At 48.9% G+C, this 15,881-nt stretch carries 12 protein-coding genes and 2 tRNA genes; 5 read left to right on the forward strand and 9 right to left on the reverse strand.

Features of this window, described 5'->3' with window-relative positions:
* Positions 1–49 precede the first annotated feature (49 nt).
* Complete coding sequence (locus C7379_RS02395) at positions 50–586, reverse strand: LOG family protein (RefSeq protein WP_116615844.1); 537 nt, start codon at positions 584–586, stop codon at positions 50–52.
* An 891-nt stretch (positions 587–1,477) separates the two neighbouring features.
* Here C7379_RS02395 and lipA point away from each other — a divergent pair.
* The gene (gene lipA, locus C7379_RS02400) at positions 1,478–3,301 is read left to right on the forward strand and encodes a bifunctional lipoate--protein ligase/lipoyl synthase (protein ID WP_116615845.1); all 1,824 of its coding nucleotides are present in this window, start codon (positions 1,478–1,480) and stop codon (positions 3,299–3,301) included.
* 265 nt (positions 3,302–3,566) lie between these two features.
* Here lipA and C7379_RS12580 read toward each other — a convergent pair whose 3' ends face one another.
* Both C7379_RS12580 and C7379_RS02410 read right to left on the reverse strand, forming a co-directional pair.
* Positions 3,567–3,929 carry a hypothetical protein gene (locus tag C7379_RS12580; RefSeq protein WP_133241859.1) on the reverse strand — a complete coding sequence of 121 codons (363 nt, stop codon included), beginning with the start codon at positions 3,927–3,929 and terminating at the stop codon, positions 3,567–3,569.
* 158 nt (positions 3,930–4,087) lie between these two features.
* Positions 4,088–4,489, reverse strand: coding sequence for a hypothetical protein (locus tag C7379_RS02410; RefSeq protein WP_116615847.1), 402 nt, complete (start codon positions 4,487–4,489; stop codon positions 4,088–4,090).
* A 25-nt stretch (positions 4,490–4,514) separates the two neighbouring features.
* Between C7379_RS02410 and C7379_RS12655 the strand changes: the two genes are divergently transcribed.
* On the forward strand, positions 4,515–4,673 hold the full coding sequence (locus tag C7379_RS12655; RefSeq protein ID WP_165815005.1) for a hypothetical protein: 159 nt from the start codon (positions 4,515–4,517) through the stop codon (positions 4,671–4,673).
* A gap of 3 nt (positions 4,674–4,676) precedes the next feature.
* Here the strand turns inward: C7379_RS12655 and C7379_RS02415 are convergent, their stop codons facing one another.
* From C7379_RS02415 to C7379_RS02435, 5 genes are all read right to left on the reverse strand, one after another.
* Positions 4,677–5,087 carry a hypothetical protein gene (locus tag C7379_RS02415; RefSeq protein ID WP_116615848.1) on the reverse strand — a complete coding sequence of 137 codons (411 nt, stop codon included), beginning with the start codon at positions 5,085–5,087 and terminating at the stop codon, positions 4,677–4,679.
* Positions 5,088–5,154: 67 nt separating this feature from the next.
* Positions 5,155–5,242 (reverse strand) — tRNA-Ser (locus C7379_RS02420).
* Between the two features lie 257 nt (positions 5,243–5,499).
* A complete protein-coding gene (hemG, locus tag C7379_RS02425; RefSeq protein ID WP_116615916.1) occupies positions 5,500–6,921 on the reverse strand; it encodes a protoporphyrinogen oxidase in 1,422 nt (473 codons plus the stop codon).
* Positions 6,922–7,017: 96 nt separating this feature from the next.
* Entirely contained in the window at positions 7,018–8,409 is a 1,392-nt protein-coding gene (gene hemN, locus C7379_RS02430) for an oxygen-independent coproporphyrinogen III oxidase (RefSeq protein WP_116615849.1), read from the reverse strand.
* 197 nt (positions 8,410–8,606) lie between these two features.
* Positions 8,607–10,664 (reverse strand): TonB-dependent receptor, encoded by a 2,058-nt coding sequence (locus tag C7379_RS02435; protein ID WP_116615850.1) that lies wholly within the window; start codon positions 10,662–10,664, stop codon positions 8,607–8,609.
* 840 nt (positions 10,665–11,504) lie between these two features.
* On the opposite strand from C7379_RS02435, the gene C7379_RS02440 reads away from it, so the two are divergent.
* A complete protein-coding gene (locus tag C7379_RS02440; protein ID WP_243406689.1) occupies positions 11,505–12,590 on the forward strand; it encodes a BPL-N domain-containing protein in 1,086 nt (361 codons plus the stop codon).
* A 371-nt stretch (positions 12,591–12,961) separates the two neighbouring features.
* On the opposite strand, the gene C7379_RS02445 is transcribed toward C7379_RS02440, so the two are convergent.
* On the reverse strand, positions 12,962–14,599 hold the full coding sequence (locus C7379_RS02445; RefSeq protein ID WP_207773385.1) for a S41 family peptidase: 1,638 nt from the start codon (positions 14,597–14,599) through the stop codon (positions 12,962–12,964).
* Positions 14,600–14,920: 321 nt separating this feature from the next.
* On the opposite strand from C7379_RS02445, the gene C7379_RS02450 reads away from it, so the two are divergent.
* Both C7379_RS02450 and C7379_RS02455 read left to right on the forward strand, forming a co-directional pair.
* Positions 14,921–14,994, forward strand: a tRNA-Asn gene (locus C7379_RS02450).
* Between the two features lie 183 nt (positions 14,995–15,177).
* Positions 15,178–15,540 (forward strand): hypothetical protein, encoded by a 363-nt coding sequence (locus C7379_RS02455; RefSeq protein ID WP_116615852.1) that lies wholly within the window; start codon positions 15,178–15,180, stop codon positions 15,538–15,540.
* The last annotated feature ends 341 nt before the right edge of the window (positions 15,541–15,881 follow it).

Consider the following 15,881-nt stretch of genomic DNA (forward strand, 5'->3'; position numbering starts at 1 on the left):
GATTGCCGACCGGGCTTGCGCTCTCTCGATTGGGCAATGCGCAAAGCCCTTATGAGTTGGCTATCAACGATCGAAGTTCATCGAGGCTGTTGGCCACCTTGATGAGATCTGGCCATTGCCCGCGAACAAATCCACGTTTTTGCAGGTCGTCCAGCAGGTCGATGGCACTCTGCCAAAAGCCTTTCATGTTGTACAGCACCACTTTTTTATTGTGGTAGCCCACCGTTTTGGAGGCCGCCACGGTAAAAATCTCGTCCAAGGTACCCACGCCGCCTGGAAGCGCCACGAAAGCGTCGCTTTGCGCCATCAGTAGTTGCTTGCGGTCGTTCAGGTCGTCGCATGGCACGTGCACGTCCACATAGTCTGACATTTTGCCGCCTCGCTCCATGCGCGAGGGTATCACCCCGATGGTCTGGCCACCGCCAAGGTGGACGGCCTTGGCCACGCACTCCATCAGGCCGATGTTGCATCCGCCGTAGACCAAGGTGTGGCCCTCGGTTGCCATCCACGTGCCCAACTCCTCGGTGAGCTTGAAAAAGTCTGGGTCGATATTGTCGTTGGCCGAACAAAATATGCCTATTTTCATGTCTGTATAGTTTTGATGGGGCAAATATAGCAATTTTTCAATTCACAATTTACAATTTACAATTAATAATTTTGCTTGCGCCTACCTGTTTTATCAGATTTCATCAGGTTTCATCTGTCGTAAAAACATACATTATTATCCCGTCAATAGGAGGTTGGGAATATTCCCATATAGTATAACGCATGGCGCGACAAACAATAATTTTCATATCGTTTTTGTCAATTATAAATCATAAAAACTGGTCCTTGAGAAACTAACGTTTTAGACGAGAAATTCTAATGATTTGTTAATAATTTGTCAATATGCGCGTCATTGGTTTTTGATTGGTGTGGCCTTTAGCGCTTAATGGCAATGCGAAAAGAGCCTGAACGTGTGTCGAATAAGTGCTAATTGTCTCGCCAATAGGCACTAATCGCAGTGTGATTGGGCGTTAAACACATTTGAAAACGAGCGCAAACCAACTATAAATAGACAAAACATATTGTAACTTCCAGATTGATAGCGACTAACATTTGTGGGCTTATTTTTGGCGTATTTGTAGCCAGCGATTTCTTTTTTCATAATAAGCTCTGTATTTTCGCACTTTTGTCGGATAATTTCAAAGTGTAAAAGATGACTGTCCGCAATAGTTGACTTTCGGCGCGGATTGCCCCGACGTTAGCCCATGATGGCAGTTGGAGCGTTGTTTTTCGTTCCATTGGAAGAAGCGTTACATGGATTAAGCCGTCTGACAATGAAAGAGACGGCGTGCCCCAATTTGGCCCTCGCAGGCAGTGTGCGTGGCTTTCATGCTGTCTTTTGTGATAAAATACATGCCAAGTGTTGAAAAAAGATATTATGGTATTGAATTTTTTTTTGTATATTTGCGCCCATAACCTTTATAACCTTAAAATGAAATACATCATTATACCACACCCCGAGAAGATACGCCAACTGCCTTTTTATTTTGCCGTGGAAGAGTATGTGGCTTGCCACTATACCGACGACGACTATTTCATGGGCTGGCGTGTGGCGCCCACAGTGATGTTAGGCCGCAACCAGCTCATCGAAAATGAAGTAAACATAGATTACTGTAAGGCTAACAACATAGATATTTTTCGCCGTAAGAGCGGTGGAGGCTGCATATACAGCGATCTTGGCTGTATACAGTTTTCTTATATATCTTACACTGATCATGTTAACGAGGCTTTTGTACAATACATGCGTGGTATGGCCGATGTGCTGCGCAGCTTGGGTGTAGAAGCCCAACTATCTGGTCGGAACGATATCTTGGTGGATGGCCGCAAGGTGTCGGGTAGTGCGTTTTATGCGCTTCGCGGCCGTAGTGTGCTCCACAATTCGTTGTTGTATGACACCCAGTTGGACCATTTGGAACAGTCGCTCACTCCGTCTCGCGAGAAGTTGCAGAGCAAGGGTGTGGCTTCGGTGAGCCAGCGTGTCAACAATGTGGCGCCACATGTTAAGCTCAGTGTAGAGGAGTTTATGGATTATGTGCGTCATTACATGTGTGGCGACGAAGTGCTCGAGCTGACCGACGATGACCTGAGGGGCATAGCCGAGATAGAGAAGACGCTGGCGGATGACGACTTCGTTTATGGCAACAATCCCAAATATTCCATCGTGCGCAAGCACCGTTTTGAGGGCGTTGGCACCTTGGAAGCGCGCGTGGAGTTGAAAAATAACACCATCGTGAAGATGAATTTGATGGGTGATTATTTTCTTTTGGGCGACATTGACCTTGGTCTGCTCAACCGCTTGCGTGGTGTAGCACTCAGTCGCGAGGCTGTGGCCGAGGCGTTGGTGGGCGTAGACCTGTCGGCCATCGTGCGAGGCCTGACGCTTAAGCAGTTCTTGCGTTTGCTCTTTGGACGAGAGCCCCACGTGATGAAACCCGAGTGGTTGAAAATAGACCTCACGTCTAAGAAGTCGACCACGGAGACGGCCAAGATTTTGGCGGGACATCACATGAACACCATTTGCACCGACGGCCTGTGTCCCAACCGCGCCGAATGCTGGATGGCCCGAACGGCCACGTTGATGATAGGCGGCAATATCTGTACCCGCAAGTGCCGTTTTTGTAACACGCCCACGGGCAGGCCGGCACCTTTGGATTGCGCTGAGCCACGCCATGTGGCCGAGACCGTGAAGGCTCTCGGTCTGCGCTACGCTGTCATCACGTCGGTGGACCGCGACGACTTGCCAGATCATGGAGCGGCTCATTGGGTCAAAACGATAGAGGAAGTTAAATCCTTGAACCCTGATACCAAGATAGAAGTGCTCATACCCGACTTCATGGGGCGCGCCAATCTCGTTCAGATGGTTATGGCCACCCGTCCCCACGTGGCTGGGCACAACATGGAAACCGTGCGCAGGCTCACGCCGTCTGTTCGTAGCGTGGCACGCTACGAGCGCAGCCTGGGCGTGCTGAGCGAGATAGCGCGTTGTGGCATAGCGGCCAAAACAGGTTTTATGGTGGGGCTGGGAGAGACGCGTGAGGAGGTGCTTGAGCTGATGGACGACATTTTGGGCACCGGCTGCCGGCGTCTCACCATCGGCCAATACCTGCAGCCCACCGCCGCTCATTTGCCTGTGTCGGCCTACATCACGCCACAACAGTTTGCCGAATACAAGAATATCGCCCTCGCCAAGGGTTTTGAGCATGTGGAGAGTGGGCCTTTGGTGCGCTCGTCATACCATGCCGCCGAGGGCGCGTGAGCGATGAGTGCATGGATAAATTGACACTTTTTCACGATCAGAAAATTATTGCCTCGCCAACCTTGGCACAAGCGTTTTCTTTCGATGAGATGGGTAGTTTGACACGCGCGACGTTGTCTTGAGCCTTGTCCTGTATTTTGCTTGGAGCTGCGTGGTATCGAAAATATGAAAGTTGGGATGCCACGGAGCGTGTCTGCGATGCGCCCAAGTGTACAGCTTGCTATCGTTTTGAAGACGGAGATAGTTTCTTCGACAATTTCAAAAACTATGAAAAGCGTTGTGGGTAGGAAGACTCTCCGTGGGGAGGATGCGCTATTCCTGATAGTTGGAACCTCGACTGGCAGGACAAATGTGGCGTTTGGAAACCTGTTGCGGCTGTCGAGCGGTAATCCGCCGAACGCAGATTGCCTTGCGCTGTCAACTTCGAGCCTGCGAACCCCATGGCTGTAAGAATTGTCGTCGACCTGCCAAAAGGCCCATCTTGTGGTTTGTTCGAGTGGATAACGAGATAAAACTGTATGGTGTTATACCACCTTCTTATGGGTTGGAAAAGCGTTCCCGACATGGCATGTTGGCGCCATGTCGGGAATTTTTGGCTTATAAGGAAATGTTTATGCTTGGCCGTCATCCTATTTTTGTGTGTTTTTTCGCCCATCCCCCAGTCTTGTGCAAGGAGTGTTGTGGCTCGGAAGACCTGTAAAAGGCGATGAATTGGCCAAAAACAGACGCATGGATGATGGTAACGCGAGACGCATGGACCATGCCTCTAACTATGCGTTGGGGGCTCTACCGCCCACCCAACAACTGGGCTATCTCCTTGGCATGTTCGCCCTTGATGACCTTAAGGTCGGAGAATGGGCGATGTTTGAAATCGACAAACTTGAACATTTGCATCAGCAACAGGTTGCCGTCCTCTGTCAATAAGGTTTCTAATCGGAAGTTGCCCAAGCCTGCGGGGCGTGGCTTTCGGTCGGCGAGAGCTTGCACCATGCCCTCCGTGTCCATGTTAATGACACGCGATAGCAGCTCGCCCTCGGTGGAGTCGAACTCCTCCACGGTCACGGTCATGGGTTGTCCAGACTTGTTATCTATTACTTTTCCTCCCATGCCGAGAAATCCTTTCTTGATAGTCACTATGTTTTTGTCGGCGTTTGCCTTCACTATTTCTAATTTGTTAATATTTGCCATGTTGTTAAATACGTCTTTTAAATGAATGAATGGGTTAACGAGACGACGCTTGGCTTTTGGGCCACTCGTCGCTCTCGCGCATGCCCACAAGGAGAACGGTGCGCCCGTTATGGCCAATGAAAATAGGCTGGACGGCGCTGCCGCTATCGGAGCGGGAATGAAGTTTAAATTGAAAAAGACGTGATTTTCAGCAAATGATATGTCTCAGCGCGTAGACATAGTATCGAATCGAGCTGCCTTTCCTAATCGGAGCGCTCTGTTTGAGATGTGAAGATTGTCTGTATGCGATGATAGTCGCATGGTAAGAACGTGCGTTTTGTGCGATGAAATGGCCAAAATTAGGCTCGCACGAAGGTAGAATGCGTTGTGGCCTTGAGCTGCAAACACGGTACGTTTCGGCCGTGTTTTCAATAATAGCCGTGGCTTTTTCTTCACTTTTCTCAAAGCCGTGGAGCGTGTCTTTGCGCTCGTGCTCGTCGAGACCAGAAAGCTCTTTGGGTGTGATCGGACTTTTACCAATGTTTGCCGCATGTATGCTCATTTGGCAACAAACGAACAGCGAGACGGCGAGCGATAAAATATGGAAAAGCCTTTTCATAGGGATTGAACCTGCTTGGTGATTGAAAACTATTGGCAATCGTTAGCCAAGCATTTTCATTGAAAAGCGGAAGATGAGGGATTCAAACCCCCGATACCCAAAAAGGGTATACCGGATTTCGAGTCCAGCGCATTCGATCACTCTGCCAATCTTCCCGATAATCGGATGCAAATGTACGTAAAACCTTGGATAAAAAGAAGACTTTAACATAAATTGACATGTAAAAACGAAAGATAATTTGAATGGGAAAGCATGCGATGCGTTACTTGTCAGAAAGTGGTAAGATTTGACGTGCGTGAGGCTTTTATAGCCGTGCGCCTTTGGATGTGACAAAATCAACGGTTAAAGGCCATTGGTCGCCATCGCCAATGGTATTCATGTGCTTGCTTGTCCCATGTCCATGCAAAAAGGCTTAGCCTCTGTTGATGTCTTTTGCCACACCCACGGCTTGCTTGATACGGTCTGCCATGCCGATGCCTCCCCATAGGTTGCCGGCGATAGTGAGTGTGGGATATTGGGCGGCGAGCTCCTCAATCGTGTCAAATCGCTCTTGGCTGCTCAACTCATACTGTGGTATAGCTCGCTTGTGGCGGTATATTTGGATGGAGTCCGCGTGCATGTCGGCAGGATATTTCAGCATGTCATGCAATGTGTCGTCTATAATTTTTTTCAGTTCCTCGTCACTCTTTTCCACATATTCTGGATGTCGAGTGCCACCCAAGAAAAAGGTGTAGCTCACCCCCTCTTTAGGGGCACGACCATCGAAACAGGCCGATGGGAAGAGTATTCCTAATACTTTTTTATGCTCTTTGGATGGCACCAACCCACCAAATGCGTTGTATTTGATCCCTCCATGGTGTGTCAAGCCTACTCCAATTTGCACTATGGGCGCATAGTACAGGTTGCTCAGTTTGGCCATTTGCGCCTTGTCGATGAACGGAAGAAGTGTGGGCAGTGCGTAGGCTGGGCACGTTGTGACAACCCGTTGGCATGCGATGGTGGTCTCTATGCCGTCTTTCGAACGGAAAGTAACCACCCAACCTTTGTCTTTGGGCATGACCGAGACGTTTTGGGCGGAGGTATGTATTCGGTCCATACCAATGGATTGGGCCAAAGCATTGGTCAGGTTGCTCAGGCCACCACGCGCCGAGAACACACCCTTGGTGGCCATTCGGTCGGCCGTAGACTTGCGCTCCTTGAGCTTGGCCAGCGCTCCACGAATGAAGCTGCCGTAGTTTTGCTCCAAATTATACAGTTTGGGAAGCGCCAGTCTTGTGGGTAGACGGTCAGGGTCGCTGGCGTAAACACCAGACAAAAAAGGGTCCACGGCATAGTCTACGAACGATTTTCCAAGTCGGCGCGCGGCCATGTCGCCCACGCTCTCGTTTGGATTGGTACCCTTCTTTCGCCACGGCTCGAACAAAATTCTTATCTTGTCGTGCCACGTGAACAGCGGTGTGCGCAGTCCACTGATGGGTCCAGAGGGCAACTCGTGAAACTTATGGCCTTTCCAAATGAGTCGTCGTTTGGATGACTTGTGGGCTTCCTCCAGTTCGCAAGAAGGCTTCAAATCTTCGAAAAGCCGTACCACTTCCGGATAGGATATTGCCCCTGTGTTGGGTCCGCTCTCAAAGATGAAGTCGCCTACGCGGTGTGAGTGTATTTGTCCTCCAACGCGGTCAGAGGTCTCTATCATAGCCACGTTTTTTCCGCCACGTGTCAGATAGAACGCGGTGGTGAGGCCAGTGAGCCCCGCTCCAATTACGACGACATCAGCCTCGTGGTTCGCGGAGGGTGTCACAGGAGTGTTTGTGGATTGTTTTTTCTGTTCCATTTTTTCGAGTTTATTCTTTAATTGAACGAGGGTGATAGCCCATGGGCTCATCCAAGTGATTGCCTGCGTGGCGCATGAAATGTCTTGCCGTGCAGTCTATATGGGTTTGGAGAATTTTCGCGTGGTGTTCACCATAAGCGGATCGAGTGCCGCCACCACGTTGCGCACGAATGGAGTGCCCTCTGTTGTCATGGTGAGCGTGTCTTCTGTGCGCATGAACAAGCCGTCGGCTTCCATCTCCCGGAGTTGGCTCTCGTCCCAGTGCAAAGCCTCGCGAAGCTCCTCTCGACTCACGCCCATACGCTTGGCTATGTCTTTCCAGTCTGCATGATAGTTGCACATGAGATTTTCCACCACCTCGCGCACCATTTGGTCGCGGTGCGTGAGCGCATAGCCTCGTCTCACGTCGAGCCTGCCAGCCTCTATGTTAGCCATGTAGCCGTCTATGTCATGACTGTTCTGTGCGTAGGCCGTGGATAGTTGGCTGATGCCCGTCACCCCCAACGCGTACACTTGCCCGGTGGTGCGCAGGGTGCAATAACCTTGGAAATTGCGGCGCAAAAAGTGGTTGTCCAAAGCCTTGCTCAATTCGTCTTCGGGCAAAACATAATGATCCATGCCAATGCTTCGGTAGCCGGCTTGGCGCATGATGGCCCTCGCGTTGGCGCCCATGCGCTGTTTGGCGCCTTCCTCAGGCAGCCCAATCTTCTCCAACACGAGCTGGCGCTTGTGCACCCAAGGCACATGTCCATAGCTGAAGGTGACCACCCGGTCTGGGTGCAACTCCACCGCCGCCTCTATATTACGGGCAAAACTTTCGGGTGTTTGCAGCGGCAGGCCATAGAGAAAATCGAGGTTGATGGTGGCCCCAGCGCTCCGCAGCAGGCCAAATATGTCTCGCAGAGGCATCAGCGACGGCTCCCTGTTCACCACTTTCAGCACATGTTCGTCCAAGTCTTGCACGCCGATACTGAACCTGTTAAACCCACAGTCCAGCAGTTCGTTCCAGTCTTTAGCTTGGAGATAGCCCGGATGGCACTCTATAGCGATTTCCGGGCGGTCTATGGTGGCGTGTAATGATAGCAGGTGGTCGTTGATCTCTTTGAGGAAACGCGGCGCGATGGCCGTAGGGCTGCCCCCTCCATAGTGTATCTGCGATATCTTTCGATCAGGGCGTAGGTGTGGCGCCATGAGGTCTATCTCATGATGTATGGCGTTGATGTAGCGTTCCACGGCCTCGGGTTTCTGCATGGGGTACGAGTTGCAACCGCAGTAATGGCACAGTTTTCGGCAGAAAGGCATGTGTATGTACCACGATATATTGTTCTCGTCACGGTCTGTCTGGGCCACGGCCGCCAAGTATTGGTCTGGCGTGAAATCAGCGAAATAGTTGGCTGGCGGATAGCTTGTGTACCTCGGCGCGGGTACATTGTACTTGGCTATCAGCCCCTCGTTAGCCTGAGAACTCGTTTGTTGTGTAACGTTCATAATCTCAATGTTTTTGTATAATATTTCTCTCGCGGCGCGACAACTGCGCTTGGCGTCTTTTCGGAGGGTCTCTTTGTTTTCATCGCAAAGCGTAAGCTTGGTCGATAGCGTATGTCAATACGCTTGCTCACCAGCTTACGCTCCGCCCTCGAAGAGCCGGTGCTCGGCTCGACAGGGGCTATCTATACAAATCTAAGTTAAATATTTACGATAACGCTTGTGCCCCATGACATGGGCTTGCCTTGTTGGGCGAAATATTCGTGCGACTTAAAGCAGTACACATTGTATTTGGCATCTGCGATGTTTTTGCCGTATATGTCCCATGTGAAACGCCCCTTGGTTATGGAAATCTTTGCGTTGAGCAACGTGTAGAAGTTTTGGGCCACTGCGTTGTCCTCTTGCCAGAACAGCTTTCCAACCCCCGTGACGCCAGCTGTCAGCACGATGCGGTCTATCAGCGATGTGCGCGGTTTCACCACGTAACTGCCGTTGACGGCCAAGGTGTGCCGCGGAACGAATGGCAGCATTTTGCCAGAGTAGTCCAATTTGTCGGTCTTTTTGTAGTTAAGGAAGCGCGCATAGGTGTAGCCGTAATCCATTTGCAGTATCAAGTTGTTAACGGGGCGGGCGGCTATGGTCAACTCAAGGCCTTTGCTGTCGGAGTGCCCGGCGTTGTGCAAGATGTTGCCCACTCCGGGAACAAGCTGCGCCACTTGTTGGTCTCGCCAATCAATGTAGAAGAGGGTGAGGTCAGTGGTTAGCTTGTCATCCCAAAATCTCAGTTTGGCGCCCATCTCGTAGTTCCAGTTGTACTCGGGGTTGAACGTCCGCTCGCTTTCGTTTCTTATGCTCTGGTTGAAGCCGCCAGCTTTGTATCCGCGCACCACCGAGGCGTAATAGAGGTTGCCTTCCGTGGTGAGATATTGTAAGGAGAACTTTGGCGTGAACTGCTTGAAATGCAGTTTGGCATCGAAAGCCGACAACACTTTACTCTTGCCGGTCTTCATGGAGAGCGTTTGTTTCTCGTAAGTGTCTTGTGCGTGCTCATAGTCGAAGCGCAATCCAGCTGTGGCCGACAGCCCGCGCCAGATGTTATAAGATGACTGGTGGTACATGGCCAAGGCGTAAGTGGGTATGCGGTTGTGGGTGGGCGTGCTGAACTTCTTGGCTATATACTCCACCTCCACGTTGTTACGCAGGTTTTGAGCCATGCCAAAGAGTCCCACAATCCATTGGTATCGGCTGTCATCGTTTGATTTCAGGGTGAAATCTTGGCTTACCATATTCTGCCAATTCTTATTTGTAACATAGTACATGTCGGCTGGCGTGAAGTCTTGGTCCATTCCTTGCTTGTCTTGCACAAATTGGAACGACGTTTGCGAGTTGAAGCTCACGTGGCTGCCTTCGTACCGAGCGTTCAGGCCAGAGGTAGACACCACTCGCCTGTATGTGCAGTCGCGGTTGTAGCTGACGGGCGCGACGAAATCCTTCTTTATGTCGTATTTGCCATACGGGTAGCCGTTTTGGTCGCTGTAATCGAGCATGGAGTTGAGACGAAGCGTCCATGATGCGGCTGGTTTCCACTCTAAGGATAGCCGTCCCATGCCACCGTTGATGGCGTCGGCCGTGGCGTTGGTGGTATGGTTCAAGAAGAAACCGCTGTTGTGATGATATCCGCCAGCTATGGCGATGCCGAGGTTGTCGCCCAACTTATTATAAGAAGAGAACTGTGCCACCACGTCGTTTTTACTGCCATAGCCCACTTTAATTCTTGTGCCCTGGTAGTCTAACGGCGAGCGGTAATGCACGGCGATGAGCCCACCGATGGAGTTTCGGCCGTAGAGCGTGCCTTGTGGTCCTCTATAAACCTCAACGTTGGCCACGTCGTTCATGTCTATGTCAAAAGCCGATGTTTCGAAATGGGGCACGCCGTCCACGTAAAAGCCTGTGGTTGCTCCTTTCACCCTCGTGCCGATGCCGCGGATATAGATGGGTGAGTTTTGCTTGGACCCATAGTCTGGCATGAAGAAATTGGGCACCACGGCTGTTAGTTCCTTAACCGATCTCACTTCCAATGTTTTAAGTATACGGCTGTTTATGGCCGAAATGGAAGTTGGTGATAGGTTGCGACGGTTGGATTTAAATTCCGTAATGATCACTTCGTCTATGTCTCCGCCTTTGTATGTGGTCGAATCTGCTGGGTTTTCGGGCGTTGTGATGCCTAAAGAGAGAAACAGGAGCGTGTGGAATAACATTTTGTTTTTGTATTATTTTAGGTTGGTATTATGCCATTCTCTAACCGGTTGGGGATTGTTGTAATGGCTTATTTCATTCCGTTTGCAAAGTTATGCAAACCTAAAAAAACTCACAACCCTCTTTTATAAGGATTTTTTAAGGCTGTTAGGAGTTATGCAACAAGGCCTTGCACCCTTGCGAAGAAATGGGAGAGGTTGGCGTGGTAGTCTTCATTACTTGTGAGAAAAACACAGGTAATAATCTTGACAAACACCCTCGTGTATTTCGTTTATTTTCAAAAAATATTTCCATAGTTCTGAATATGCCAAAAAAACAGCATTTTTATAAGTTGCTCATAGTAAGACGTTTATCCGTTTGATGGTGTAAAATGGCATACCATCAGCTTCTGTTGGTATTGCCTTTGATGCTTAAACGAGTTGAGATTAATGCCTAATCATCAGACGAACAGGTGTTATTTACGTGATGTTTACGTGCTAAACGCATTGCGATAAAATACTAATGGCTCAATGCGCAAACTTTGATGCGTTTTTTTTGATAGTGTTTTTCTTTTTAAAAGTATTTTTAGTCTCTAAAACATGCTTTTTAGATGGTCAAGTTTTTATGATTTTATTTTAACGAATTGGTAGGAGCGCGCTTATTTGTTTCGATATTGATATATGGTCCGCAATGGCTTAGGCAGGCAAAGTTTCCATTTGAGCAAATGATATTTGCCCATTTCTTTGGATAATCGAGTTAAAATGCTGACATTTGCAAATGATAACAACCTTATTTTAAAGATGAAAAACCAAACGTTAACAACGATGATGAAAGGATGGGTGTTGAGCATTGTTTTGCTGGCAATGCCATTGATTGGCAGCGCTGTCGATTTATCAAGCCCAATCAGGGTGGGCGTGTTTCGTGGTCATGGAGGGGCCGAAACGTGTATATGGGAAGCTGTCGCGGCTATCAGGCTCGATCCTGAGATGACGGTGCGGACGGTTACTACGGCCCAAATAGCGGGTGGAGTGCTCGATAGTTTGGATGCCATTATCGTGCCCGGTGGTGGCGGCTCTACGCAATTTCTCAATCTTGGCACAGAAAACCAAAGGCGCATCAAGGCGTTTGTGGCTGCGGGAAAGGGAGCTGTGGGCATCTGCGCGGGTGCATATCTGTTTTCTGATACGCCTAACTATGCGTGCATGCGCATCAATGGCGCCAAGGCCATCGACATAGAGCACGACAATCGTGGCCACGGTATAGCCAAATTCTCGCTGACTAAGGTGGGGCGAGACCTGTTTCCGGAGTTGGCTGCAAGGACATTGTCATACGTGATGTATTATGAGGGACCAGTGTTTGTGAAAAGTGACACCTCGTCCATTCATTACACCACCTTTGCCATGATGGAGAGTGATGTGCATGAGGAGGGAGACGCCCCGGCCAATATGACCAACGACAAACCTTTTTTTATAGGCAATGACTACGGCCGAGGACGAGTGTTTTGCAGCATAGCACATCCTGAGGCTACGCCCGGCATGATGTGGATGATACCACGAATAGTGAGGTGGACCTTGCGCAAACCTGTCAAAACGTACAAGTCGCGGGTGGTGAACGCCGATATATATAATAGGGAATATCTTATGACCAAGGCTGATCTGAAACGTGAGCGGCTATGTTACGAGACGTTTTTATATGGCTCCGCGGGTGAAAAGATAGCGGCTTTGGACTGGTTGCAGGAGCGCCGCTCGTGGGATGCGAAGCGCTGGGTGCAAGGATTGCTCTTTGATGGAGCCCCACAGGTGCGCGTGCGAGCTGCTCGTTTCATCGCCGAGACCGACTACCTGCCTTTCTTACCCGATATGGAGGCGGCATGTAGCACGGAGAGCGACGTTGCTACCAAAATGGAGATAGAGCGATATTTGCAATCGTTGAGACATTGCCTGCCCTGATGGTGGTGGGCTGTCGCTGGTTTCTTATGCGCCGGCGCACAATTGGTGAGGGGTAGACACACGCCAATATCGTTGACAGACACGTTTTTAAGTAGGCGCTTACTATTAAAAGTATCGTTTATTTTCATATTTTTCCGTTTTGTCTCGCCACTCTCTTCACCTCTTTATTGGGTTGTTGCGCCATCCCGAATCGGCAGCTTGGTTAGCCAAGCCATGTCCGCGAAAAAACATGCTGAATGTAAGAACAATCAGCAAACATGATGACGTTTAATTACAAGCGCCTACTTGTCTATATGCAGTAGAAAACCACAAGGCGCGTGCCATCATGATGGCACGCGCCTTGTGGTAGGAGGATTGATAGAGGGCTGAGGCTATTTCACGGTTTGCTTAGGTGCAAGGATTGAGCGATATCTATCGTGGTCTTTCAGCATCTCAAAAGCTGCTTGTACTTGAGCGTCATTCTTCAGAGCGTTCTCGATGGCTCCACGTTGGAAATAATAGGCGCTCACGATGTCGCTGTTGATGATTTGTTTAATTTTCTTTTTGTTGTACTCCAAGTCCTTGGCCAAGTTGGGCTTAAGTTTTTTGCGTAGCGTCTCAAACTCGTCGCGCGCGTCATCGTAGTATCCCTCGAACTTGGCCACTTTCACAAGATTGTCTAACGTCTTCTCGCTGATAGCGTCGTACTTGAAATTGTTGGTTATGGCCAACTGCTTGAACCGCTCGTAGTCGGCGTCGCTCAAGTCGAACTTTGCCGCTGGGGCAATGGTGGGGTGCTTGGCAATATAATCGATCTCAAAGGTTTGCAACACTTCGGACGAGTCTCTCACGTTTACTAAATAATATGCTATGTTGGGCAGCGAGTCTGACTTTACTTCCACGTCTGGCTCTATGCCGCCGCTATCTTTCACGGGTCGACCATTTGCCGTATAGAAAGTTTTGGCCAAGGAGTCTGCCTTTTCTTCAGTGGAGCCGCCGTTTTCGTGGCGGTATTTTATTTTTTGGATACATCTTCCGGAGGGGATGTAATATTTGTGGGTGGTGAGTTTCATCTGTCCATTGTAGGGCAGGTCTATCAATGTTTGCACCAATCCCTTGCCATAGGTCTTGGTGCCCATTACCACGGCTCGATCCAAGTCTTGCAAAGCGCCACTTGTAATTTCTGACGATGAGGCGGAATTTCCGTTCACCAATACGACGATGGGCATGAGGGAGTCTACGGGTTCAACGGTGGTTTTGTAGTCTCTGTTCACGCTTTTGAGTTTGCCACGGTTTGAGACCACTAACTTTCCTTTTGGAATAAAACAGTTCACGACGTTTACCGCCTCCATCTCCGATCCGCCACCATTGCCTCTAAGGTCGAGCACGAGACCTTTCATGCCACTGCGTTTCATCTCGATGACTGCGTTTCTGACGTCTTTGCCGCAACCCTCGGTGAAACCGTTGAGATTGAGATAGCCCATGCCGTCAGGTTGCAGGCCATAGTAAGGCACTGATGGCAGTTTGATGGAACGTCGTCTAATCTTGAACTTCATGGTCTTGTTGGTGGACGGCCGCATGATTTTCAGCTCGAAAGTGGTGCCGGCGTCTCCTCGCAGGTGGTTGCTGACGTAGCTGTTGTCGCGCGTGGTCATATCCTCGCCATCGATGGACAAGATGATGTCGCCTTTTTTAAGACCTGCCTCAGCCGCTGGCATATTCTCGTAAGGCTCGTCTATGCACACGCGCCCGAGCTTGTAATTGTAGCGTATCAAGGCACCGATACCAGCGTATTTGCCTTGCAGCATCATCTTCACCTCTTTGTTTTTCTGCTCTGAATAGTATTCGGTGTAGGGGTCGAGGCTGCGCAGCATGGCATCGATGCCATTGCCTATCACCTCGTCTGCGTCAAGCGTGTCTACATAGATCATGTCCAAATTTTTGTAGATGGTGTTGAACACGTCCAAGTTTTTGGCCACTTTGAAAAGATGGTCGTTGTCTTGCGCGTGCGTAGTCATAACCAAGAGCATGGAGATAGCGATGGTAAGGTGGGTTTTGTGGCTCTGTTTTAGCCATTTGAGGTATGAATTGATATGCTTCATTTTGTTGCTTATTTTTAGATCTGTGATATTGCCTATTTATGGTGAGACATGGGCTTTCGCGGTCGATGCTAAACACTCTGATGGCTAAAGGCTTTGACAGAAGTGTTGCCTTCGGCTATTGTACACAGTGCAAAGGTATGTAAATATTGACGGTTCACAAATTTTTTTCGGGTTATTTAAAATTTTTTCTTGAAAAAATTTGGAGATTTCGGTTAATCTGCTTACCTTTGCACACGCTATTTAAGAATTGCTTCAGTAGCTCAGTTGGTTAGAGCACCTGACTGTTAATCAGGGGGTCGTTGGTTCAAGCCCATCCTGGAGCGCACAGACGGAAGTCCTTTTATTTAAGGATTTCCGTTTTTTTTGCTATAATACAGTCCTTGGTGGCCTTTCAAATCATCAGAAAATTCACAATATATAAATTGCATTTTTACGGGTACGGCTTGTAAGCCACAAGTAAACTTAAATTATTGACCGATAATTGACCGATAATTGACTGAAATGATATGGCTACATTAAAAGCCGTTATTAAGAAATGCAACAAACGTTTAGATGGAACTTGGAATGTTGTTATTCGTTTCACACATAATGAAAAAGTAATATTTCTCCATACAACAATGTTTGTCAGCAAAAAAGACATCAAGGCGTCTTTCATAATAAAAGATGCGAGCATTCGCGAGAGGGGTAATGATTTGATAGAAAACTATCGAAAACGTGTAAGTGAATTCAATCTTGAATTTAATGACATTGACATAGACATAGGCACCAATGCGAACTTTATTAAACGCAAGCAAGAATCAAGGGGGATTTCTTTTTCAGACTTTGCGGATAAATGCAGAAAACACAACTCCAAGAAAAAGGGAATGTAGAATTGCGAAACGGCTATAAAGGCATAGGTGTTTTTTTACGGACGTAAAGACATTTTGTGCCAAGAGAATCGAACGTGAAGTCAATAAAAACGTTTGAAGCGAGCCTTAAAGACCGCCCACGGGCCGCAATTAGTCTACCTAATCTGTCTCAAGGTTATATTCAATGCGGCGCGAGATTATCATAACGACGAGGGAAATGGTGTCATTCCGGTAAAAATTCTCTCGACAAATATAAACCCGTGCCATAGAACGTAGCCAAGAAACATACGTTGGACGTAGCCGCGACAAGGCGCATGTCCGTCTCCTTTATGATGGCAAGAATGTAAGAGGCTGACACAACA

This window comes from Hallella colorans, assembly GCF_003096815.1.
Lineage (GTDB): Bacteria > Bacteroidota > Bacteroidia > Bacteroidales > Bacteroidaceae > Prevotella > Prevotella colorans.

What these genes read in the sequence shown, in the direction of transcription:
- C7379_RS02455 (WP_116615852.1), top strand. Translation starts at nt 15,178, where the DNA reads ATGGCTACATTAAAAGCCGTTATTAAGAAATGCAACAAACGTTTAGAT.
- C7379_RS12580 (WP_133241859.1), bottom strand. Translation starts at nt 3,929, where the DNA reads ATGACGGCCAAGCATAAACATTTCCTTATAAGCCAAAAATTCCCGACA.
- C7379_RS02415 (WP_116615848.1), bottom strand. Translation starts at nt 5,087, where the DNA reads ATGAAAAGGCTTTTCCATATTTTATCGCTCGCCGTCTCGCTGTTCGTT.
- lipA (WP_116615845.1), top strand. Translation starts at nt 1,478, where the DNA reads ATGAAATACATCATTATACCACACCCCGAGAAGATACGCCAACTGCCT.
- hemG (WP_116615916.1), bottom strand. Translation starts at nt 6,921, where the DNA reads ATGGAACAGAAAAAACAATCCACAAACACTCCTGTGACACCCTCCGCG.
- hemN (WP_116615849.1), bottom strand. Translation starts at nt 8,409, where the DNA reads ATGAACGTTACACAACAAACGAGTTCTCAGGCTAACGAGGGGCTGATA.
- C7379_RS02445 (WP_207773385.1), bottom strand. Translation starts at nt 14,599, where the DNA reads ATGCTCTTGGTTATGACTACGCACGCGCAAGACAACGACCATCTTTTC.
- C7379_RS02410 (WP_116615847.1), bottom strand. Translation starts at nt 4,489, where the DNA reads ATGGCAAATATTAACAAATTAGAAATAGTGAAGGCAAACGCCGACAAA.
- C7379_RS12655 (WP_165815005.1), top strand. Translation starts at nt 4,515, where the DNA reads ATGAATGGGTTAACGAGACGACGCTTGGCTTTTGGGCCACTCGTCGCT.
- C7379_RS02435 (WP_116615850.1), bottom strand. Translation starts at nt 10,664, where the DNA reads ATGTTATTCCACACGCTCCTGTTTCTCTCTTTAGGCATCACAACGCCC.
- C7379_RS02440 (WP_243406689.1), top strand. Translation starts at nt 11,505, where the DNA reads ATGCCATTGATTGGCAGCGCTGTCGATTTATCAAGCCCAATCAGGGTG.
- C7379_RS02395 (WP_116615844.1), bottom strand. Translation starts at nt 586, where the DNA reads ATGAAAATAGGCATATTTTGTTCGGCCAACGACAATATCGACCCAGAC.